A 21,540-nucleotide genomic window follows, 5' to 3' on the forward strand; every position below is an offset into this window, starting at 1 on the left:
CTTAGGCCTCTACTTTTTCAACGCTGATCTGCGGTTCTGCGGAATCTGCCGCAACGGTGCCCAAGTCCACTGTCAGGGTTTCGGTCCTGATGAGTCCGGCATTGGCTTCCAGTGCGTCGATGACGTTCTGCGCGGCGGTCACGGTGGTGCGGATCCGGTCGCTCACATTGAGGCCGGCATCCTTTCGGGCCTGCTGGATGGCACGGACCATGTCCCGGGCCAGGCCTTCGGCTTCCAGTTCGGGCGTGACCTCGGTGTTGAGGACCACAAAGCCGCCGCCGGGCAGTACCGCAGCGGCCCGTGCGCCGGCTCCCTCCGCGGCTTCCGCCACGACTGTTTCCAGCGTGTATTCCTGCGGTTCGAGGTCGAGCCCGCCCGCAGTCACAACGCCGGCCTCCGAAACGGACCAGTCGCCGGACTTGGCGCCCTTGATGGCCTGCTGGACGTTCTTGCCCAGGCGCGGTCCGGCGGCACGTGCATTGACCACGAGCTTCTGCTCGATGCCGAACTCCTCCGGGGAGGCGCTCTCGGCGTCCAGCAGCCGGACGGAGCGCAGGTTCAGTTCATCGGCGACGACGGCGGCGAAGCCTCCCAGCGCATCCGCGCCGGGTGCCACAACGGTGAGCTCCTGCAGCGGCAGGCGGACGCGGAGGTTCGCCGCCTTGCGCAGCGAGGAGCCGGTGGAGCAGATCTGCTGCACGCGGTCCATCGCCTCGACGAGTTCCGGGTTGGCCGGGAAGAGGTCAGCGTCCGGCCAGTCGGCCAGGTGCACGGAGCGCCCGCCGGTGAGGCCGCGCCAGATCTCCTCGGAGACCAGTGGCAGCAGCGACGCGGCCACCCGGGAGACGGTCTCCAGTGCGGTGTAGAGCGCGTCAAACGCGTCGACGCTTTCGTCAAAGAAGCGCTGGCGGCTGCGGCGGACGTACCAGTTGGTGAGCATGTCCAGGTAGCTGCGAAGTTCGTCGCAGGCACCGGAGATGTCGTAGCTGTCCAGCTGGGCTGTCATGTTGCGGACCAAATCCCCGGTGTTGGCCAGGAGGTACTGGTCCAGCGTGTCGGCGTACCCGTCGTAGCGCAGCTTGGCGTCGTAGCCGCTACCGCCAGACGCGGCGTTGGTGTACAGCGTGAAGAAGCTGTACACGTTCCACAGCGGCAGGATGACCTGGCGGACGCCGTCGCGGATGCCCTGCTCGGTGACCACAAGGTTGCCGCCGCGCAGGATGGGGCTGGACATCAGGAACCAGCGCATGGCGTCGGAGCCGTCACGGTCCAGGACCTCGGAGACGTCCGGGTAGTTGCGCAGGCTCTTGGACATCTTCTGCCCGTCCGAGCCGAGCACGATGCCGTGGCTGATGACGTTGCGGAAGGCCGGCCGGTCGAACAGCGCCGTGGACAGGATGTGGAGCATGTAGAACCAGCCGCGGGTCTGCCCGATGTACTCGACGATGAAGTCTGCCGGGTTGTGGGTGTCGAACCATTCCTCGTTCTGGAACGGGTAGTGGACCTGGCCGTACGGCATGGAGCCGGAATCGAACCAGACGTCCAGGACGTCCTCGACGCGGCGCATCACGGACTGGCCCTCTTCCGGGGTGCGGGGGTCGTCGGGGTTGGGGCGGGTCAGTTCATCGATGAACGGCCGGTGCAGGTCAACCTGCCCGTCCTTGTTCAGCGGGAGCCGCCCGAAGTCCGCCTCGATCTCGGCGAGCGAGCCGTAGACGTCGGTGCGCGGGTATTCGGGGTCGCTGGACTGCCACACCGGGATGGGGCTGCCCCAGTAGCGGTTGCGGCTGATGGACCAGTCGCGGGCGTTGGCCAGCCACTTGCCGAACTGGCCGTCCTTGACGTTGCCGGGGATCCAGTTGATCTCCTGGTTCAGCTCGGACATGCGGTCCTTGAACTTGGTGACCTCCACGTACCAGGAGGACACCGCGCGGTAGATCAGCGGGTTGCGGCAACGCCAGCAGTGCGGGTAGCTGTGCTCGTAACTGGCCTGCCGGACCAGGCGGCCGTGCGCGCGGAGAACCTGGGTGATGGGCTTGTTGGCCTCGAACACCTGCAGGCCGACGATGTCGTGCAGGTCGCCGTGCGAGAACAGCGGCAGGAACTTCGCGCCTTCGTCGACGGACAGGACTACCGGGATGCCGGCCTCTTCACAGACCTTCTGGTCGTCTTCACCGTAGGCAGGCGCCTGGTGGACGATGCCGGTGCCGTCGGTGGTGGTGACGTAGTCGGCCACGAGGAAGCGCCAGGCGTTCTCCGTGCCGAACTTCTCGGCATCGCTGAAGTCGGTCCAGAGCGGCTGGTACTGCAGCCCTGCCAGTTCGGCACCGGTGTAGGTGGCGGTTACCGCGGCCTCGGCGGCTTCGACGCCGGCGGTGCCGTCGCCGTAGCCCAGGTCCTTGGCGTAGGTGCCCAGCAGGTCGGCGGCGAGCAGGAAGCTGCCCGAGACAGGGGCCTCCGGGGATGCCGCCTTGATGCCGTTGGGGCCGGCGGGCAGCACGGCGTACGTGATTGAAGGCCCGACGGCGAGCGCCAGGTTGGTGGGCAGCGTCCAGGGCGTGGTGGTCCAGGCGAGCGCCTGCACGCCGGCGAGCTGCCTGGACAGCTCCGACTCCCCTGCCGTGATGGGGAACGTGACGGTGACGGTCTGGTCCTGGCGGTTCTTGTAGACGTCGTCGTCCATGCGCAGTTCATGGTTGGACAGCGGCGTCTCGTCCTTCCAGCAGTACGGCAGGACCCGGTAGCCGTTGTAGGTCAGGCCCTTCTCGTGCAGCTGCTTGAAGGCCCAGAGCACGGACTCCATGTACTCGACGTTGAGCGTCTTGTAGTCGTTGTCGAAGTCCACCCAGCGGGCCTGGCGGGTGACGTAGCTCTTCCACTCGTCCGCGTATTTCATGACGGATGCGCGGCAGGCGTCGTTGAACTTGTCGATGCCCATGGCCTCGATCTGGGTCTTGTCCGTCATCCCCAGCTGCTTCATGGCTTCCAGCTCGGCGGGGAGGCCGTGGGTGTCCCACCCGAAGCGGCGCTCGACGCGGCGGCCGCGCTGCGTCTGGTAGCGGCCCACCAGGTCCTTGGCGTAGCCGGTCAGCAGGTGGCCGTAGTGCGGCAGCCCATTGGCGAAGGGAGGGCCGTCGTAGAAGACGAACTCGTTGCTGCCGGGTTCACCGCCGGGCGTATCTGCGCTGCGCTGGTCGATGCTCGCCTGGAAGGTGCCGTCCTGGTCCCAGTACTTGAGGATCCGTTCTTCGACCTCCGGAAACTTCACGGAGGCAGACACGCCAGAGGTGTTGGAAGCAGACGTAGTGGAACCGGAGCCTGACAGTGCGGCAGAGGCCTTGGGGTAATGAGTCATCTCGACATCCTGGGTTGAGCTAGTGAACAAGTGGATCATTCAGGATGCGAGGACGGCCCGTACGCTGTTTTGCAACAGCACCGGCACCGCGGTACCACCTCACTTACCGTCGCCGGTCCCCTGCGAAAGGGGAGCACCGGCGTCGGCCGCTCATTGCTGCTGTGACGGGCTTACCCGTCCGGGTCTACTGGTCCGGGTTCCTGCGCCGCAGGGCCCGGAGGTTCTTCCGGAAGCTCACCGGTGATGGCCGGGTCAAAGCTGATACTCGATTCTACCCAGAAAACTGCATGAAACTGCACGTAACTACACTTAGCTGCACGTAACTGCGCATCCCTGCCGCCGGGTTTCCTGAAGAACACTGCATAGACTCGGGCCCATGACCATCTCCACACCGGTTTCCGCCGCCGCCGGCCGTCAGCAACGCCGCCGGTCCGTCGTGTGGCCGGTCCTCGCCGCACTGGTTTCCTTGCCGGTGGCGGTCCTGTCCCTGTTCCGTGCCGTTCCGGTTGAGTGGCCCACCGTCGTCGTTCAGCTGCTGTCCTTCACTCCTTGGCTGGTGATCCCGGCCGGCACCGCGTTGCTTCTGGCCGTTGTTGGCCGACGTAGGTGGCTGGTCTGGCTCACGGCTGCCCTGCTGGGGGTCCAGCTCTTGTGGCTGTTCCCGCTGGACCACGGCCGCAGCACTTCCGATGCCGGTACGCAGGCAGTGCCGCTGACGGTCATGAACATCAATTCGGAATTCGGCCAGGCCGATGCGGCGGAGATTGTCCGGCTGGTGCGGGAGAACGGCGTCGCTCTGTTGACGGTCCAGGAACATTCCCGGGGGCTCGAAGACAGGCTGGCGGCCGCCGGGCTGTCCGCTTTGCTGCCGAACAGGATCAGCGACCCCACGGACGACGGCGGCGGCAGCGCCGTCTATTCGGCGCACCGCATGGAGGCTGTCGGCGTTGTGCCGGACACGCCATTCCAGATGCCGGTGGTCCGGGTCAGCGTTGAAGGTTCGGGAACGACGGCGGTCCTCGAGGTGGCGAACGTCCATGCGCTGCCGCCGGTTGACGTCCGCGTTGGCCAGTGGCGCAGCGACCTGGCCGCCGTGGCCGGCCTGGCCGCGCGTCCGGGCAACCGGCTGCTCATCGGCGACTTCAATGCCACCTACGACCACGCCGAGTTCCGTGAACTCCTCGACGGCGGCCCTGATGGCCGGAAAATGGTGGATGTGGGGATGGCCGCCGGCATGCGGCTCGTGCCTACCTGGCCGATGGAGGGACCCCTGCTGCCCGGGATTGCCATCGACCACGTGGTAACCAGCCCGGGCATCGCCGGTTCCGGGTACGCGGTTCAGCGCATCCCCGGAACGGACCATGCAGCAGTCCGGGCGACGCTCGCCGTCCCGGCGGGCTGACGCCTGCTCAGGCCTGCTTGCGGATGAGCTTGTAGTTTGCGGCCTGAGCAACCGGCCGGATCACGATCTGGTCCAGGTTGACGTGGTGCGGTGCTGTGACGGCGTAGCGGACCACGTCGGCGACATCATCAGCCGTGAGCGGCTTCTCGACACCCTGGTAGACCTTGCCGGCAGCCTCCTGGTCCCCCAGCCTGTTGAGGGCGAACTCCTCGGTGTGGACCAGGCCCGGAGCAACCTCGATGACACGCAGGTTGTGTTCCACCTCTTCGAGCCGCAGCGCGCCGGTCATGGCGTGCTGCGCGAACTTGGCCGCGTTGTAGCCGCCGCCGCCCTCATACGCGGAAAGTCCCGCCGTCGAGGTCAGGTTCAGCACAGTTCCCTCCCCGCAGGCACGGAGCATGGGCAAGAAGGCGCGGGTCAGTTTCATGGTGCCCAGGACGTTCACTTCGAACATCCATGCCCAGTCGTCCGTCTTGGCATCCGCGATCCGGTCCGCGCCGCGGGCCCCGCCGGCAATGTTGATGAGGGTGTCAATGCCGCCGGCCTGCGTCACTTCGGCAAGCAGACGTTCCACGTCCGCGTCATCGGCGATGTCCGCCGGCACGGCCGTGGCTCCGGTTTCCGCTGCCAGTGCTGCCAGGCGGTCAGCGCGGCGTGCCACGGCAAAGACCCTCCACCCTTCGGCCCTCAGCGCGCGGACCGTGGCCTCGCCAATTCCCGTGCTGGCTCCCGTAACTACTGCTGCCTTCGTTTGCTGTACCTCAGTCATGGCACCACCCTAGCGTCGGAGGAACTCCAGCAGCACACGGGCGTGGTTGACCTCGGGGTCCCTGGCGCCATAGAGCAACGTGACGCGCGGGTGCTTCGCCGCCAGTTCCCGCAGCGTGGCCACGGCCGGGTTGTTCTCGAGTTCGGCCTCATATTGGTCGCGGAAATCCGCGAAACGTTCCTTCATGTGGGCGAATTCGGTCCGCAGCGGGGCTGACGGTGCAATGTCCTTGAGCCAGAGATCCAGCCGGGCCCGTTCCTTGCTGACGCCGCGCGGCCAGAGCCGGTCCACCAGAACCCGGAAACCGTCGCCGTCAGCCGGTTCATCGTAGATGCGTTTGGTCACCAACCTGGGGGCTGCGTTGTCCATACCGGGATGCTACGGCAGGGGGCCGCGCAGGCGATGGAAGAGATCATGAAACAATTGCTCCATGGCTGAAGACAAACAGGGTACAGACACGCCCACCACTGCCCCTATCAACGTTCCGGACAAGCCCGCCCTGGAGGGGCTGGAAGCTGCGCTGACGCAGCGCTGGCTTGACGAAGGGACCTACAAGTTCAACCGGGAGACCACCAGGGAGCAGGTCTACTCGATCGACACTCCCCCGCCCACGGCATCGGGCTCCCTGCACGTGGGGCACATGTTCTCCTACACCCAGACCGATGTCCTGGCGCGCTACCAGCGCATGACCGGCAAGAACGTCTTCTACCCGATGGGCTGGGACGACAACGGCCTGCCCACCGAACGCCGCGTCCAGAACTACTACGGCGTTCGCTGCGATCCGGCAATTTCCTACGACGCCGCCTACCGCCCGCCGGCAGAGCCCGCCAAAAACCAGCGCGACTTCGACGTCATCTCCCGCCGCAACTTCATCGAACTCTGCGAGGAGCTCGCCGTCGAGGACGAGAAGGTCTTCGAGAACCTCTTCCAGACGCTGGGCCTCTCCGTCGACTGGGACCTGACCTACCGCACCATCGACGACAAGTCCCGGGCCATTTCCCAGCGCGCCTTCCTGGCCAACCTCGCAGCAGGCGACGCCTACATGGCCGAAGCCCCCACGCTGTGGGACGTCACGTTCCGCACCGCCGTGGCCCAGGCCGAACTCGAGGACCGCGAAGTTGCCGGCGCCTACTACCGCTACCCGTTCTTCACCGAGGCCGGCGAAAAGATCTACGTCGAGACCACCCGCCCGGAACTGCTGGCCGCCTGTGCCGCCCTGGTGGCGAACCCCGACGACGAGCGGTACCAGCCGCTGTTCGGCAAGAAGGTCACCTCTCCCCTGTTCGGCGTTGAGGTGGAGGTCAAGGCGCACCACCTCGCCAAGGCGGACAAGGGCTCCGGCATCGCCATGGTCTGCACCTTCGGCGACCTGACCGACGTCACCTGGTGGCGCGAACTCCAGCTGCCCACCCGCGCGATCGTGGGCCGCGACGGCCGCATCATCGGTGAGACGCCGGACTGGATCACCACTGAAGAAGGCCGCGCCGCCTTCGAGGCGATCGCCGGCAAGACGGTCTTCAGCGCCAAGGAAGCGGTGGTGGAGCAGCTCTCCGCCACTGGACTCCTCGACGGCGAGCCCAAAAAGATCATGCACCCGGTCAACTTCTTCGAGAAGGGCGACAAGCCCCTCGAAGTGGTGACCTCGCGCCAGTGGTACATCCGCAACGGCGGCCGTGACGAGGACCGGCGCGAACGCCTGATCGGCCGGGGCAACGAGATCGAGTTCCACCCGGCCTTCATGCGGTCACGCTACGAGAACTGGATCTCCGGACTGAACGGCGACTGGCTCGTGTCCCGCCAGCGCTTCTTCGGTGTGCCCGTACCGGTCTGGTACCCGCTCGATGCAGACGGCAACCCCGACTACGACGCCCCGATCCTGCCCTCGGATCAGCAGCTCCCGGTCGACCCGGCCGCCGATGCGGCTCCCGGCTACGAAGAAGCCCAGCGCGATGCGCCCGGCGGCTTCACCGGTGACGCCGACGTGCTCGACACCTGGGCCACGTCCTCGCTGACACCGCAGATCGTGGGCGGCTGGAGCACCGACGAGGCGCTCTTTGCCAAGGTTTTCCCGTTTGACGTTCGCCCGCAGGCCCACGACATCATCCGCACGTGGCTGTTTTCCACCGCGGTACGCGCCGACGCGCTGCAGGACACGGCACCGTGGAAGCACGCGGCCATCTCCGGCTGGATCCTGGATCCGGACCGCAAGAAGATGTCCAAGTCCAAGGGCAACGTGATTGTCCCGACCGACGTCCTCAACGAGTACGGCTCGGACGCGGTGCGCTACTGGGCGGCCTCGGCCAAGCTCGGCGCGGACACCGCCTACGAAATCGCCCAGATGAAAATCGGCCGCCGCCTGGCCATCAAGCTCCTCAACGCCTCGAAGTTCGTCCTGAACCTTGGCGCCACGGAGAACTCCGTGGTTTCCGCGGATCTGTCCGGGGTCACCAACCCGTTGGACCGGGCGGTACTGGCGCAGCTCTCGGATGTCGTGGCGCAGGCCACCAAGGCCTTCGCCAACTACGATTACGCCCGCGCCCTGCAGATCAGCGAAAGCTTCTTCTGGCAGTTCACCGACGATTACGTGGAGCTCATCAAGGACCGCGCTTACGGCGCCGCCGGCGAGGCAGAGCAGGCTTCCGTGCTGGCGGCCCTGGCCACGAGCCTGGATACCCTGCTGAGGCTGTTCGCGCCCTTCCTGCCCTTCGCCACCGAAGAGGTCTGGGGCTGGTGGCGCAGCGGATCGGTGCACCGCGCCGAGTGGCCGGCGCCGCTGGAGGTCTCCGACGGCGACACCACCATGCTTGCGACCGTCGGGGTTGCGCTGAGCGGCATCCGCAAGGCGAAGTCCGAGGCCAAGGTCAAGCAGCGCACTGAGGTACTGTCTGCGACGATTACGGCCACGGAGTCACTCACTACGCAGCTGAAGGCCGGCCTTGCGGACCTGAAGGCGGCCTCCAACGCACGCGAGCTGACCCTCGTGGCAGGCGAGGGCGAACTCACCGTCAGCGGTGTTGTGCTCGCCCAGCCGGAGGACGCGCCCAGCGCCTAGGCCCAGCCGGTCCGCCAGGACCCCTCCACAACACGAAGCCCCATCAGCGTCCTGCTGGTGGGGCTTCCGTTTTTGGGGCTCCTGTTTTTTGGGCTCCTGTTTTTGGGCAAAGGGGAAGCCCCATCAGCGTATTGCCGTTGGTGGGGCTTCGACTTTTCGATTGTCTCGTGACGTCTGTGACAATCTGGCGGAATCCTCGGAAATTTCAGGTCTTCCTACCTCGTCACTGGTAGCCAGCTTCTGACTTTGCCGAAGGCTGCGTCAGATGCGTGTCACTGAATCTTTGGTTTCCGTGTCCCTCTTCTTTCGAAGTGGGTAAGAACTATTGTTGTCCCACCCACGGGGATCCGCAAGAGTCTCGGAAGAACTACAAGCTAGTAATTCTCTCGGGCCGAAGCGGCTGTCCCCCCCCCGGGGGCAGTCAGTTGAATTCGGGGCGCTCGGTGCGGCTGCGCTTGATCTCGAAGAAATGCGGGTATTCGGCCAGTGTGACAGCGGCGTCCCACAGGCGGCCGGCTTCCTCGCCCCGGGGAATCCGTGTCAGTACCGGACCAAAAAACGCCGTGCCGTTGAAGGCCACTACCGGCGTTCCCACGTCCTGCCCCACGAGGGAGATGCCCTCTTCGTGGCTGGCGCGAAGCTGCTCGTCGAAGGCGTCCGAGGACGCTTCGGCCGCGAGCCCGGCCGGGAGGCCGCACTCGGCCAGGGCCTTGCTGATCACGACGCCGAAGTCCTTCTCGCCGGCGTTATGGATCAGGCTGCCCATGGCGTCATACAGGGGCTTGATGACCTGGTCGCCGTGCTGCTCCCGGGCGGCGATGATGACGCGGACGGGGCCCCACGCCTTGTCCATCATTTCGCGGTAGCCCGGGTCTAGCTCGCGTCCCTCATTCAGGACGGCGAGGCTCATGACATGCCATTCGGTGTCGATGTTCCGGACTTCCTCCACTTCGCCCACCCAGCGGGATGTAATCCAGGCGAAAGGGCACAGAGGGTCGAACCAGAAGTCGGCTTTGCTCGCGGTGGTTTCAGGCACGGAAATCTCCTCGTAAAAGTCATCAGGGCGTGCGCGCGTCGGGCACACATCTACCAAGAGCGACGAACTAAGCGGATTTATTCCGGCGCTTCGCCACAACATCGTGGGCGATCATGGTGGGCTGGGACTTCTTCGCCACGACGTCGGCGGTGATAACAACGCTGGCGATGTCGTCCCGGCTGGGAAGGTCGAACATGACCGGCAGCAGGACTTCCTCCATGATGGCGCGGAGTCCGCGGGCGCCGGTGCCCCGCTCGAGTGCCTGGTCAGCAATCATGTCCAGCGCGGCGTCGTCGAACAGCAGTTCGACGCCATCGAGCTGGAACATCTTCTGGTACTGCTTCACCAGCGCATTCTTGGGCGTGGAGAGAATCTGGATCAATGCGGGCCGGTCCAGGTTCGAGACCGTGGTGATGACGGGAAGCCGGCCGATGAATTCGGGGATCAGCCCAAACTTGAGCAGGTCCTCCGGCATGACCTCACCGTAGGAATCGGAGTTGTTCTTGACTTCGTTGAGCGGGGCGCCGAAGCCGATGCCCTTGCGGCCGGACCGGGAGCCAATGATGTCCTCGAGCCCCGCGAACGCTCCGGCAACAATGAACAGCACGTTGGTGGTGTCGATCTGGATGAATTCCTGGTGGGGGTGCTTCCGCCCGCCCTGCGGGGGAACCGAGGCCACGGTGCCTTCCAGGATCTTCAGCAGCGCCTGCTGAACGCCTTCACCGGAGACATCCCGGGTGATGGAAGGGTTCTCGCTCTTGCGGGAGATCTTGTCGATCTCGTCAATGTAGATGATGCCCTGTTCGGCCTTCTTGACGTCGTAGTCAGCGGCCTGAATGAGCTTCAGGAGGATGTTTTCGACGTCCTCGCCAACGTACCCGGCCTCGGTCAGTGCCGTGGCGTCAGCGACAGCGAACGGAACGTTGAGGCGCCTGGCCAGGGTCTGGGCGAGGTAGGTCTTGCCGCAACCGGTGGGGCCGATCAGGAGGATGTTCGATTTGGCGATCTCGACGTCGTCGTGATGGACGCCTTCGGCGAGGCTGCCGCTCTTCGGAGCGTGGCCGGCCTGGATCCGCTTGTAGTGGTTGTAAACCGCGACGGCGAGTGAGCGCTTGGCCGGCTCCTGGCCGATGACGTATTCCTGCAGGAAGTCGAAGATCTCGCGCGGCTTGGGCAGTTCGAAGCTGCCGAGGTCCGCTACTTCCGCGAGCTCCTCTTCAATGATCTCGTTGCAGAGTTCAATGCACTCGTCGCAGATGTAGACCCCGGGCCCGGCAATGAGCTTTCGCACCTGCTTTTGGCTCTTTCCGCAGAAAGAGCACTTCAGCAGATCCGTGCTCTCGCCAATCCGAGCCATATGTGAACCCCTTAGTATCTTGCTGCTACTGCAGCACTGCACCGGTTGCTGGAATCACGGTGGGTCCGGAAGGTCCGGCCGTGACATGTTCCACTCTAGGTCACATTCGGCCTGAGGGGTGGAACCTTACGCGTTGAAAACGAAAGCCGGTGCGGTCCATTTTGGATGAACCGCACCGGCTCCGCGTGTCGTGCCAGTTACCTGGCGATCGCCTGCGGTTTGATCTTGCGGGAATCAAGGACCTGATCGATGAGGCCGTAGGACTGTGCCTCGGCGGCCGTCAGGATCTTGTCACGCTCGATGTCATTGTTGACCTGCTCGGAGGTCCGGCCGGAGTGCTTGGCCAGCGTGTCTTCGAGCCAGGAGCGCATCCGCATGACCTCGGCAGCCTGGATCTCAAGGTCCGAAGCCTGGCCGCCCTGGCCGCCGGACAGGGCCGGCTGGTGGATCAGCACGCGTGCGTTGGGCAGTGCCAGCCGCTTGCCCGGTGTACCGGCTGCGAGCAGGACGGCCGCGGCGCTTGCCGCCTGGCCCAGGCACACAGTCTGGATCTCGGGACGGATGTACTGCATGGTGTCGTAGATGGCCGTCATGGCCGTAAAGGAGCCGCCCGGGGAGTTGATGTACAGCGTGATGTCGCGGTCCGGGTCCGTGGACTCCAGCACCAGGAGCTGCGCCATGACGTCGTCAGCGGAGGCGTCGTCCACCTGGACACCGAGGAAGATGATCCGGTCCTCGAAGAGCTTGGTGTACGGGTCCTGGCGCTTGAAGCCGTACGGCGTGCGCTCCTCGAACTGCGGGAGGACGTAACGGCTGGTGGGCAGGTTCCCGGCAGACGATCCGAAATTGTAGTTCATGTTCATTTCTCCTGGAATCAATTCTGTCTTTGTGCCGGTTAGTTTTCCGAGCCGCTGGCGTTTTGTGTACCGCCGCCGCCGGCCACAGACCCCGCGTGCGCGGCGATCTTGTCGAAGAAGCCGTAGTCGAGGGCTTCGGAAGCCGTAAACCACTTGTCGCGGTCGTTGTCCTTGAGGATGGTGTCGACCGTCTGGCCGGTCTGGTCGGCAGTGAGTTCCGCCATGACCTTCTTCATGTGCAGGATGAGCTCGGCCTGGATCTTGATGTCCGAAGCCGTGCCGCCGATGCCGCCGGACGGCTGGTGCATCAGGATGCGGGCGTTCGGGGTGGCGTAGCGCTTGCCCTTGGTGCCCGAGGACAGCAGGAACTGGCCCATTGAGGCTGCCAGGCCGGTGGCGACCGTCACGACGTCGTTCGGGATGAACTGCATGGTGTCGTAGATGGCCATGCCGGCGGTAACGGAACCGCCCGGAGAGTTGATGTAGAGGTAGATGTCCTTATCGGGGTTCTCCGCTGACAGCAGCAGCAGCTGCGAGCAAATCGCGTTGGCGTTTTCATCGCGGACCTCGGAACCGAGCCAGATGATGCGCTCTTTCAGCAGGCGGTTGTAGATGTAGTTGTCCTGGGCTGCCGGATCGACAGTTGCCATCCGGGGGGTCCCTGCTTGCTGTGACATATGTACTTACCTCTCGCTGGCGACGGTGACGTCACTGGACGACATCACTGAAAATCACTACTTGGACACTAACCGGTTTCGCGGCCGTTTTGTTCTCCCGCATCGCACTGTTCGCTGACGGCGCACGATTGCCGCAATGGCGCCGGCCCGCGGCGATTCCGGGCTCAACTCCGGGCTTAACGGGGAAGCCCCCGGATCAGGGATCCGGGGGCTTCCGTGCAGTGCTCGTCAGGGCAATGCGGGTTAGAACTTCACTGCTGCGGGGTCGTCGCTCGGAGCGGCTTCCTCAGCGGCGGCTTCGCTGTCAACGGCGGGAGCCTCTTCGGCTTCAGCGGCAGCAGCTTCTTCGCCACCGGGGCGGACGAAGTCGCTCAGGTCGACTTTGTTGCCCTCGGAGTCGGTAACCTCGGCCTGGCCCAGGACTACGGCCAGGGCCTTGCGGCGGCGGACCTCGGAAACCATCATGGGAACCTGGCCGGACTGATCAATGATCTGGGCGAACTGGTTCGGGTCCATGCCGTACTGGCTGGCAGTGGTCACGATGTAGTCGATCAGCTCGTTCTGGCTGACACCGACCTCTTCCTTGTCAGCGATGGCGTCAAGGATGATCTCGTTCTGGAAGGCGCGCTCGGTGTTGGCCTTGACCTCGGCGCGGTGCTCCTCGGTGTCGTGCTCGCCTTCACCGTGGGAGTTCTCGGCCTTGAAGTGCTGCTCCAGCTGCTCGTCAACAACCGACGCGGGAACGGGAACCTCAACAAGCTCAACGAGCTTGTCCAGAACCTTGTCACGTGCCTCGACGCCCTGCTCGACGACCTTGGAGTCGGCAGCCTGCTTGGCGAGGTCCGCGCGCAGTTCGGTCAGCGTGTCGAACTCGGATGCCAACTGGGCGAAGTCGTCGTCGGCCTCGGGAAGCTCGCGCTCCTTGACGGACTTGACCACTACCTTGACCTGGGCCGCTTCGCCGGCGTGGTCGCCGCCTACGAGGGTGGTCTCGAAGATGGCGTCCTCGTCGGCGCTGAGGCCGGTGACAGCCTCGTCGAGGCCTTCGAGCATGGTGCCGGCGCCAACCTGGTAGGACAGGCCCGCAGCGGAGTCAACTTCCGCGCCGTCGATCGAGGCGGTGATGTCGATCGTCAGGAAGTCGCCGTCGGCGGCCGGACGGTCCACGGACTTCAGCGTGCCGAAGCGGCCACGGAGTTCGTCGAGCGCCTTGTCAACATCTGCTTCGGAGGACTCGGCAGCGGCAACCTCAACCTTGATACCGGCGTAGTCCGGCAGTTCGATCTCGGGCCGGATGTCAACTTCAGCGTGGAACTTGAGTTCACCGTCGGTGGCCGTGGGGTCCGGAACCTCGGTGATTTCGACCTCGGGACGGCTCAGCGGGCGGATGCCGGTTTCCTGGACAGCTTCCTGGTACCAGCCGTTGAGGCCTTCGTTGATGGCGGTCTCCAGCACGTAGCCGCGGCCAACGCGCTGGTCGATCAGCTTTGCGGGGACCTTGCCCTTGCGGAAGCCAGGGACCTGGATCTGCGAAGCAACAGTCTTGTATGCCTCTTCGATGCTGGGCTTCAATTCCTCAAAGGGGACCTCAACATTGAGCTTGACCCGCGTGGGGGTGAGGTTCTCGACAGCGCTCTTCACAGTCTAAGTACTCCTGGTTTTTGTGGGATGGGGTTCTGCAAACGCAACGATCTGACAAGCTGCAGAGTCGGGGTGACAGGATTTGAACCTGCGACTTCCTGCTCCCAAAGCAGGCGCTCTAGCCAAGCTGAGCTACACCCCGTAAGTGCACAGAACAGTCTACGGTCATATCGGCCGGATATGCACATTTGACACCGGGGCCCTGAATTAGGTTTAGTTATATCCGGCTCGAGCAGCCGACCGGAAGAAATGCGGTAGCCGCCGCATCTCCACGGGGACGTAGCTTAATGGTAAAGCCTCAGTCTTCCAAACTGATTACGCGGGTTCGATTCCCGTCGTCCCCTCCACGACAGTTCCGCAAGGACACACGCAGAACAACAGAAAAGCCCCTCCTCGGAGGGGCTTTTCGTGTGTCTAGGCCACTTGCTGGCATACCGGGCACCAATAGAGTTTGCGTGCTCCGAGGTCGGTCAGCGCCACAGCCGTTCCGCAGTCGCGGCAGTCGAGGCCGTGCCGCCGGTATACGAAGTGCGACTCCTCCGGCGCCGGCAGTCCGGCCGCAGGATCCGTCCAGTAGCTCGGGGGTGTGGTGATGATCCGGCCGTCGCGGACGCCGTCGGACATCATGGCGACGGTGTCCTCCCACAGTTCTCCCGCTGCCTCCGCGTCCAGTGACCGGCCGGACAGCCAGGGATCAAGTCCCTGGCGGAACAGCAGTTCGGCACGGTAGACGTTCCCGACGCCGGCAATCACCTTCTGGTCCATCAGCAGCGCGGCGAGTGGCGTCCTCCGTGCCCGCACGCCGGCGACAAAACCTTCCTTGTCCCCGGCAAGGTTCCGCAGGGGGTCCGGACCCAGCCGGGCCAGGACGGCGTCCGCCTCCGCTTCGGTGATGGCATGGCATGTGGTGGCACCCCGGAGATCCGCCCAGCCGTGGGTGCCGGCAAGCCGGACACGGACGGCACCGACGGGCGCAGGAGGTCCCGAGTACTCTGAAGCGCCGTCGGCTGACCCGCCGGTGCCGGATGCCGCGATGCCCGGAGCGCCGTCGTCGAACACTTCCCGCTCCCCCACCTTCCGGGGCGCGCCGATGCTGGAAGCGCCGCGGAACGTGGCGTCTCCGCCGAAGTCCCAGGCGCCGTAAAGACCCAGGTGAACGTGCAGGACGAGTCCGTGGTCGAACTGCAGGAACAGGTGCTTGCCGTGGGCCACCGTGCCCGCGAGGGTGCGGCCGTCCAGCAGCGCCGCGCCGTCGGTAAACCTGCCCTGCGGACTGGAAACAGCGAGGCGCTGGCCGGAAAATACGTCCGAAAACTGGCGTGCCAGCCGGTGGACCGAATGCCCCTCCGGCACTAGGCGATGACCTCGCCGGTGGTCTCGTAGGCAGCGATCTTGCCGATGCGGCGGACGTGGCGTTCATCGTTGCTGAAGGGCTCCTGCAGGAACGCCTCGATGATCTCCGTTGCTTCGTCCACGCTGTGCTGGCGGCCGCCGACGGCAACCACGTTGGCGTCGTTGTGCTCGCGGGCGAGCGTTGCGGTGGACAGGTTCCAGGCCAGTGCAGCCCGGACGCCCTTGACCTTGTTGGCGGCAATCTGCTCGCCGTTGCCCGAGCCGCCGAGGACAATGCCCAGGGCGTTTACTCCTGCGGCCTGGTCCGCCACGACGGCCAGCGCCGCGTTAATGCAGAAGGAGGGGTAGTCGTCCAGGGCGTCGTAGACCTTGGGTCCGTGGTCCACCACGTTGTAGCCCTTGGCCGTGAGGTGGGCTACCAGGTGGGCGCTGAGTTCCATACCTGCGTGGTCAGTGGCGATGTGGACGCGCGGAAAGTCGGAAGATGTGGTCACGGCAATGTCCGTTCAGTCGTAAGCACCGGTAGGCTTCCGGGCTGCTTCGGGGGTCGGGTCCAAGCGTACTAGGACGCAGGCGTCAGGCGCCCGCCGTGAACACTCTGCGGACCTCAGGACTGCGGCGGGCGCTTCTCCCCGCGGGCCCTCGCGGCCACCCGGGAGAGGACAGCGGCCACCCGTTCGGCGGAGTCGGTGCTGCCGCCGCTGACGGCCACCTTCTTGCCGTCCGCACGGTTCACGACGACAGCCGGGCCGCTGCTGACCAGCATGGCGGTGGTTCCGCCGTGGTGCCGGTAGCCCCATCCGCCGTAATCTGCTGCCCGGACGTCCGCGGGAGAGGCCGAGGAAATGGCCGCTGCCGGCACCTCCATCACGCGGACGAATCCTGCGACGAAGACCCGCAGCCCGCTCCGGTCGACGATGACCCGGGCGAAGAGGAACGCTGCTGCCAACACGGCGAGCACCACCAGCAGGGCACTCAGCCACGGGACGGCGATGGAGATCAGGGCGGCCGGGAAAAGCGAGGCAACGCCAAGCATCACGAACACCGAACTGCGGGCGTGCACCCACAGCCGCACGGAATCGGTGGCCAGTTCGGGATCGAGTTCGCGCTCCAGCGCCTCCTGCAGGGCGCGATCATCGTCCACGGACCACTGTTCGTCGGCTTTGAAGACGAACCCGACGATGACGCCGAGGGCCAGGGCCGCCCCGCTCCCGAGGGCGATCACCGTCACGTCGACCTGCGCCTCGCGGACGTCGGTGATGCCCGCCTGGCCCACCAGGATTGCAGCCAGTGCCGTGGTGACAAAGAGGCTGATGCTCAGGCCGGCGCCCATCATGATGCGCCGCATCACAGCGGGCCGGCTCAAGGGCACGGCCTGTCCCAACGCCAGCCAGCCCACCACCGCGATGATCAGGCCGCCGAACGTCACGAAGGTGGAGAACGGCGCAAATCCGGCCGGGCCGGTGCCGGACCACTGGACCGCCATGGGATCCGGCACGTCCGGCCGGATCAAAAGTGAGCACACGACGAATGCGGCCGCCAGCAGCACAGGGAATCCCGCCGCGAACCGTAGTGCCTTTGCATCCACCGACTCCCTGAACTTTCCCATACCTCAACGCTACTCCGCGCCAACGCCGTGTGATCCACCTAACTTGCCAACGGGCAATGAAGTGAAAGAATAATTTCACAGTGCCGGCAATGACCGTTGCCGGCCGGCAACCGCAAACCTTTCTGGAGGCCCCACCTTGCCAGGTATGAACCTGACGCGCGCCGAAGCCCGTGAACGCGCCGATCTCATCTCCGTTGAGTCCTACGACGTCAGCCTGGACCTGACGCGGGGTGAGAAGGTCTTCGGATCCACCACCGCCGTGAAATTCAGCGCACGCCCGGGCTCCTCCACCTTTATCGATGCGGTAACCCACAAGGTTCACAGCGTGATGCTCAACGGCATCGAACTGGATCCCGCGGAGGTGTCCGACGGCATCCGCATCCAGCTCCCTGACCTCGCCGCGGAAAACAACCTGCTGGTGGTGGCCGAGGCACCGTATATGAACACCGGCGAAGGCCTGCACCGGTTCGTGGATCCGGTGGACAACGAGGTGTACCTGTACACGCAGTTCGAGGTTCCCGACTCGCGGCGGATGTTCGCCGTGTTCGAGCAGCCCGACCTCAAGGCCAGCTTTACGTTCACGGTGACTGCGCCGTCGCACTGGGACGTGGTGTCCAACTCCCCCACGCCCGTCCCCATCGAAACCATTCCCGGTGAGGGCGGCGGCGCACGCTCCGTCTGGGAGTTTCCCCCCACTCCCCGGCTTTCCTCGTATGTCACCGCTCTGGTGGCCGGCCCGTACCAGTCGGTGCGCAGCGAGGTGAAGTGCGCTGACGGAAGGGTGGTCCCGCTGGGGGTGTTCGCGCGGAAGTCGCTCATGCAGTACCTCGATGCGGACAACATCTTCGAACTCACCCGCCAGGGGTTCGAGTTCTTCGAGGCGCAGTTCGGGTGCCCGTATCCGTTCGAGAAATATGACCAGCTCTTCGTCCCCGAGTTCAATGCCGGCGCGATGGAGAACGCCGGTGCCGTCACAATCCTGGAAGGCTACGTATTCCGCGGCAAAGTCACGGGCGCGCAGATCGAACGCCGGGCCATCACTGTGCTGCACGAACTCGCGCACATGTGGTTCGGCGATCTCGTGACGATGCGCTGGTGGAACGACTTGTGGCTCAACGAATCGTTCGCCGAGTACATGTCCCACCTGGCGGCGGTGGAGAACACCGAGTTTGACCACGCCTGGACGACGTTTGCCTCCGTGGAGAAGTCGTGGGCGTACCGCCAGGACCAGCTGCCCACCACGCACCCCATCTTTGCCGAGATCAACGACCTGCAGGACGTGGAGGTGAACTTCGACGGAATCACCTACGCCAAGGGCGCCTCGGTGCTGCGCCAACTGGTTGCCTGGGTCGGGCCGGAGCAGTTCATGTCCGGCGTCCGTGAGTATTTCAGCAAGCATGCGTGGCAGAACACCGAGCTCAGCGACCTCATGGTGGAGCTGGAGAAGGCCAGCGGCCGCGACCTGGACCAGTGGGGGCGGCTCTGGCTGGAGACCGCAGGGGTCAATACGCTCACGCCCGACGTTGCCGTGGATTCCGCGGGCCAGATCACTTCCTTCACCATCGTGCAGTCGGCAGTTGCCGAGCAGCCCACCCTCCGGCCGCACCGTCTGGCCGTCGGCTTCTACAACATCACCGACGGACGGCTTGTCCGCGTGCACCGCGAAGAACTGGACGTCGACGGCGAACGCACCGATGTGCCTGCCGTGCACGGACTGCAGCAGCCGGACCTGATCCTGCTCAACGACGACGATCTCGCCTACGCCAAGGTCCGCCTGGATGCGAAGTCGCTGGCCACCGCCACGGCCCACCTGAAGGACTTCCACGAGAGCCTGCCGCGGACGCTTGTCTGGGGCTCCGCCTGGGACGCCGCCCGCGACGGGGAATCACCTGCCCGCGGCTACGTCGAGCTGATCCTGGCCAACATCGCCTCCGAGTCGGATTCCTCCGTGATCCTTGTCCAGCTCCGCCAGCTGGCCACAACGCTCACCTACTACGTTGCCGAAGAACACCGGGAAAAGACGTCCGCGGCAGCCGCGGACACGCTCTGGGACCTTGCCGGCGCAGTTCCGGCAGGGTCGGATGCGCAGCTCCAGTTCGTGAAGTCGTACGCCCTGCTGGCACGCACTGACAGCCAGCTGGATACCGTATCGGGGCTGCTGGACGGCTCGGCCACGCTGGACGGGCTCACGGTCGACCAGGACCTCCGGTGGGAGCTGCTCGCCTCGCTGGTGGCCGGCGGACGGGCCGGCCAGGAACGGATCGATGCCGAACTCGAGGGGGACAACACGGCCAACGGCCAGAACGCGGCAGCACTGGCCGCGGCGGCCATTCCCACGGCCGAGGCGAAGGCTGCCGCCTGGGAGTCGATCGTGGTCAAGGGTGAATTCTCCAATGCGCTGCAGGCCTCCGCGGTGGCAGGCTTCACGCGCGTGCTGGATCCGGCACTGCTGGCGCCGTACACGGAGAAGTACTTCGACGCCGTTCCCGGCATCGTTGCCAACCGCACCCATGCACTCGCCCAGCAGATCGTCGTCGGGCTTTACCCGTCACTGCAGACAACCCAGGAAACGGTGGACCGGACCGACGAGTTCCTGGCCGCCCTGCCGGAGGACAGCGCCGCCCTGCGGCGCATGATGCTGGAAAACCGCGACGGCGTGGCCCGCGCGCTCCGGGCACGCCAGGCCGACGTCGGGTAGCGCCCGCAATTGCCCGACCGATCCGGAACCCCGGAGCTGCCCGCCGCAGCTCCGGGGTTCCGGCGTTTGCCCTTACCGGACGTTGGCCGTTACTAGAATTGCCGCATGAGCCTTGATGAGCACCGCTATGCCGTGACGGTCCGCTGGACCGGAAACCGTGGCGAGGGAACGTCGACGTACCGCGGGTACTCCCGCGACCACGACGTCGACATCCCCGGACTTCCCACGCTCAAGGGCTCCGCGGATCCGACGTTCCATGGAGACAGGGCCCGGCATAACCCTGAACAGCTGCTGCTGACCGCCTTGTCGCAGTGCCACATGCTCTCCTTCCTCCACATGGCCGTCAAGCATGGCGTGGTGGTGACGGCCTACGAGGACCGCGCCGAAGGCCTGATGCGGACCAACCGCGACGGCAGCGGCCAGTTCGAGTCCGTCACGCTCCGACCCCAGGTCACTGTTGCGGCGGCTGTGGACGCCGCGCTCATGGAACGGCTGCATGTAGAGGCAAACAAGGTCTGCTTCATTGCCCGCAGCGTCAACTTTCCCGTGCTGCATGCACCCACCACGGTTGGCCCGGGCGCCTGACCGGGGCTACCGGCCAAGGCTGCCGGCCGGCGGCGCTGCCCTTACGAGGACGTCCCCGCGGCCTGGAATTCGGCCACTAGCCGCTTCTCCGTTTCTTCGCTGAGCCCGGCCTTCCGCGCCCGGTCCAGGCCGCGGCCGCGTTCGTCGTCGAGCGTGTCCCGCAGGGTTTCCTGCCATGGCCGGAAGGTGAGGCCGGCTGCGATGGCAGCAGCGTTGGAACGTGCGGCAAAACCATCATGTCCCGGCGGGAGCCACAGGGGCAGCGAGTCTTTGCCTGCCCAATAGGCGATCCCCCGGGCAACCAGCCAGTCCTCCGACACCGTGATGGATCGGCCATCATAGCCTGCGAGGCGCATGGATTCGTCCAGGTAGTCCCTGAACGGTACGACACTTCCCACCGCGTTCAGGGGGCCGGTAATCTTCAGTGCTGCCGCTTTCAGAATCCAGGCCGCCAGGTCCCGGACGTCGATGATCTGGGTAGCACTCCCGCCGATGTCCGGAACGAGAACCGGTCCCGCGCCCCGGGAATACCGGGCCGGCCAATAGCCGTAGCGGTCAGTGCCGTCGCCGGGCCCGCCGATCAGCCCGGCCCGGCAGAGGTGGGCCTTCGTGCCGGCCAAGGCTACGGCGCGCTGCTCGATGGCCGACTTTGCCTCACCGTAGTTTTCCGGTGCGAAGGCGATGCCCGGTGCAAGGGGCGGCAGCAACGCTGCACTCTCGTCCTCACCGGGCACTGAGTGGTCGGCGTACACGGAGCAGCTGGACACCGTGGTCCAGTGCGCCGCAGCCGGGGCCAGGAGTTCCAGCGCGTCCCTGGCCTGCTCCGGATCACGGGTCACATCTATGACGGCGTCCCAGTTCCCGGCCGCCTCTTCGTAGGCCTGCATACCCTGGGTGCGGTCGGCCTTCAGCCAGACGGTGCCGTCCGGCGGAGTGGCGGCGGACCCGCGGGCGAGGCAGGTCACAGTGTGTCCGGCGGCAAGCGCCTGCCGGGCGATTTCGGCGGACAGGAAGGCGGTACCGCCAAGGATCAGGATGCGCATGTGGCCACGCTACGGCGCTAGTGTTGAAGGTGAACAGAGTGTTATGCGCCCGGCGAACGTCCGGCAACCTCCGGCAGACGCCGGTCAGCAATAAGGAGTACCCCTG

Annotated in this window: 16 protein-coding genes and 2 tRNA genes; 5 read left to right on the forward strand and 13 right to left on the reverse strand. The window is 65.4% G+C overall.

The genetic code is table 11. The features are described from left to right. Position 1 precedes the first annotated feature (1 nt). Positions 2-3,355: an isoleucine--tRNA ligase gene (ileS, locus tag J2805_RS22005; RefSeq protein ID WP_309980118.1), complete on the reverse strand. Its 3,354-nt coding sequence runs from the start codon at positions 3,353-3,355 to the stop codon at positions 2-4. Positions 3,356-3,731: 376 nt separating this feature from the next. Here ileS and J2805_RS22010 point away from each other — a divergent pair, with 376 nt between their 5' ends. Further along, a complete protein-coding gene (locus tag J2805_RS22010; protein WP_309980120.1) occupies positions 3,732-4,757 on the forward strand; it encodes an endonuclease/exonuclease/phosphatase family protein in 1,026 nt (341 codons plus the stop codon). A gap of 7 nt (positions 4,758-4,764) precedes the next feature. Here the strand turns inward: J2805_RS22010 and J2805_RS22015 are convergent, their stop codons facing one another. Both J2805_RS22015 and J2805_RS22020 read right to left on the reverse strand, forming a co-directional pair. Continuing rightward, on the reverse strand, positions 4,765-5,526 hold the full coding sequence (locus tag J2805_RS22015; RefSeq protein ID WP_309980121.1) for an SDR family oxidoreductase: 762 nt from the start codon (positions 5,524-5,526) through the stop codon (positions 4,765-4,767). Between the two features lie 9 nt (positions 5,527-5,535). Then, positions 5,536-5,895 (reverse strand): DUF488 domain-containing protein, encoded by a 360-nt coding sequence (locus J2805_RS22020; protein ID WP_309980122.1) that lies wholly within the window; start codon positions 5,893-5,895, stop codon positions 5,536-5,538. Between the two features lie 61 nt (positions 5,896-5,956). On the opposite strand from J2805_RS22020, the gene valS reads away from it, so the two are divergent. Further along, the gene (gene valS / locus J2805_RS22025; protein WP_309980123.1) at positions 5,957-8,578 is read left to right on the forward strand and encodes a valine--tRNA ligase; all 2,622 of its coding nucleotides are present in this window, start codon (positions 5,957-5,959) and stop codon (positions 8,576-8,578) included. Between the two features lie 421 nt (positions 8,579-8,999). Here valS and J2805_RS22030 read toward each other — a convergent pair whose 3' ends face one another. The 6 genes from J2805_RS22030 to J2805_RS22055 all read right to left on the reverse strand — a co-directional run bounded on the left by J2805_RS22030 (position 9,000) and on the right by J2805_RS22055 (position 14,288). Next, positions 9,000-9,614, reverse strand: coding sequence for a mycothiol-dependent nitroreductase Rv2466c family protein (locus tag J2805_RS22030; protein ID WP_309980125.1), 615 nt, complete (start codon positions 9,612-9,614; stop codon positions 9,000-9,002). 67 nt (positions 9,615-9,681) lie between these two features. Further along, positions 9,682-10,971: an ATP-dependent Clp protease ATP-binding subunit ClpX gene (gene clpX, locus J2805_RS22035; RefSeq protein ID WP_309980127.1), complete on the reverse strand. Its 1,290-nt coding sequence runs from the start codon at positions 10,969-10,971 to the stop codon at positions 9,682-9,684. A 197-nt stretch (positions 10,972-11,168) separates the two neighbouring features. Continuing rightward, positions 11,169-11,828, reverse strand: coding sequence for an ATP-dependent Clp protease proteolytic subunit (locus J2805_RS22040; protein WP_309980128.1), 660 nt, complete (start codon positions 11,826-11,828; stop codon positions 11,169-11,171). 38 nt (positions 11,829-11,866) lie between these two features. Then, complete coding sequence (locus J2805_RS22045) at positions 11,867-12,478, reverse strand: ATP-dependent Clp protease proteolytic subunit (RefSeq protein WP_309980130.1); 612 nt, start codon at positions 12,476-12,478, stop codon at positions 11,867-11,869. 270 nt (positions 12,479-12,748) lie between these two features. After that, complete coding sequence (gene tig, locus J2805_RS22050) at positions 12,749-14,146, reverse strand: trigger factor (protein WP_309980132.1); 1,398 nt, start codon at positions 14,144-14,146, stop codon at positions 12,749-12,751. 67 nt (positions 14,147-14,213) lie between these two features. Beyond that, a tRNA-Pro gene (locus J2805_RS22055) sits at positions 14,214-14,288 on the reverse strand. Between the two features lie 131 nt (positions 14,289-14,419). Here J2805_RS22055 and J2805_RS22060 point away from each other — a divergent pair. Beyond that, a tRNA-Gly gene (locus J2805_RS22060) sits at positions 14,420-14,493 on the forward strand. A gap of 67 nt (positions 14,494-14,560) precedes the next feature. Here J2805_RS22060 and J2805_RS22065 read toward each other — a convergent pair. The 3 genes from J2805_RS22065 to J2805_RS22075 all read right to left on the reverse strand — a co-directional run bounded on the left by J2805_RS22065 (position 14,561) and on the right by J2805_RS22075 (position 17,108). Then, complete coding sequence (locus tag J2805_RS22065) at positions 14,561-15,499, reverse strand: Fpg/Nei family DNA glycosylase (protein WP_309980134.1); 939 nt, start codon at positions 15,497-15,499, stop codon at positions 14,561-14,563. Further along, positions 15,499-15,993: a ribose-5-phosphate isomerase gene (locus tag J2805_RS22070; RefSeq protein ID WP_309980136.1), complete on the reverse strand. Its 495-nt coding sequence runs from the start codon at positions 15,991-15,993 to the stop codon at positions 15,499-15,501. Before J2805_RS22070 ends, J2805_RS22065 begins: the two co-directional genes overlap by 1 nt. Positions 15,994-16,106: 113 nt before the next feature. Then, on the reverse strand, positions 16,107-17,108 hold the full coding sequence (locus J2805_RS22075; RefSeq protein ID WP_309980138.1) for a hypothetical protein: 1,002 nt from the start codon (positions 17,106-17,108) through the stop codon (positions 16,107-16,109). 145 nt (positions 17,109-17,253) lie between these two features. Between J2805_RS22075 and pepN the strand changes: the two genes are divergently transcribed. Together pepN and J2805_RS22085 are read left to right on the forward strand one after the other, a co-directional pair. Continuing rightward, positions 17,254-19,806, forward strand: a complete 2,553-nt coding sequence (gene pepN, locus J2805_RS22080; RefSeq protein WP_309980140.1) for an aminopeptidase N — start codon at positions 17,254-17,256, stop codon at positions 19,804-19,806. Positions 19,807-19,911: 105 nt separating this feature from the next. Next, entirely contained in the window at positions 19,912-20,391 is a 480-nt protein-coding gene (locus J2805_RS22085; protein WP_309980143.1) for an OsmC family protein, read from the forward strand. A gap of 41 nt (positions 20,392-20,432) precedes the next feature. On the opposite strand, the gene J2805_RS22090 is transcribed toward J2805_RS22085, so the two are convergent. Further along, on the reverse strand, positions 20,433-21,434 hold the full coding sequence (locus J2805_RS22090; RefSeq protein WP_309980144.1) for an NAD-dependent epimerase/dehydratase family protein: 1,002 nt from the start codon (positions 21,432-21,434) through the stop codon (positions 20,433-20,435). Positions 21,435-21,540: the final 106 nt, after the last annotated feature.

The sequence above is a fragment of the Arthrobacter oryzae genome, from assembly GCF_031454875.1.
Classification (GTDB): Bacteria; Actinomycetota; Actinomycetes; order Actinomycetales; family Micrococcaceae; genus Arthrobacter; species Arthrobacter oryzae_D.

Coding starts and splice junctions, on each gene's coding strand:
- J2805_RS22020 (WP_309980122.1), bottom strand. CDS start 5,895: ATGGACAACGCAGCCCCCAGGTTGGTGACCAAACGCATCTACGATGAA.
- J2805_RS22040 (WP_309980128.1), bottom strand. CDS start 11,828: ATGAACTACAATTTCGGATCGTCTGCCGGGAACCTGCCCACCAGCCGT.
- J2805_RS22085 (WP_309980143.1), top strand. CDS start 19,912: ATGAGCCTTGATGAGCACCGCTATGCCGTGACGGTCCGCTGGACCGGA.
- valS (WP_309980123.1), top strand. CDS start 5,957: ATGGCTGAAGACAAACAGGGTACAGACACGCCCACCACTGCCCCTATC.
- pepN (WP_309980140.1), top strand. CDS start 17,254: ATGAACCTGACGCGCGCCGAAGCCCGTGAACGCGCCGATCTCATCTCC.
- J2805_RS22075 (WP_309980138.1), bottom strand. CDS start 17,108: ATGGGAAAGTTCAGGGAGTCGGTGGATGCAAAGGCACTACGGTTCGCG.
- J2805_RS22015 (WP_309980121.1), bottom strand. CDS start 5,526: ATGACTGAGGTACAGCAAACGAAGGCAGCAGTAGTTACGGGAGCCAGC.
- clpX (WP_309980127.1), bottom strand. CDS start 10,971: ATGGCTCGGATTGGCGAGAGCACGGATCTGCTGAAGTGCTCTTTCTGC.
- ileS (WP_309980118.1), bottom strand. CDS start 3,355: ATGACTCATTACCCCAAGGCCTCTGCCGCACTGTCAGGCTCCGGTTCC.
- J2805_RS22090 (WP_309980144.1), bottom strand. CDS start 21,434: ATGCGCATCCTGATCCTTGGCGGTACCGCCTTCCTGTCCGCCGAAATC.
- J2805_RS22010 (WP_309980120.1), top strand. CDS start 3,732: ATGACCATCTCCACACCGGTTTCCGCCGCCGCCGGCCGTCAGCAACGC.
- J2805_RS22045 (WP_309980130.1), bottom strand. CDS start 12,478: ATGGCAACTGTCGATCCGGCAGCCCAGGACAACTACATCTACAACCGC.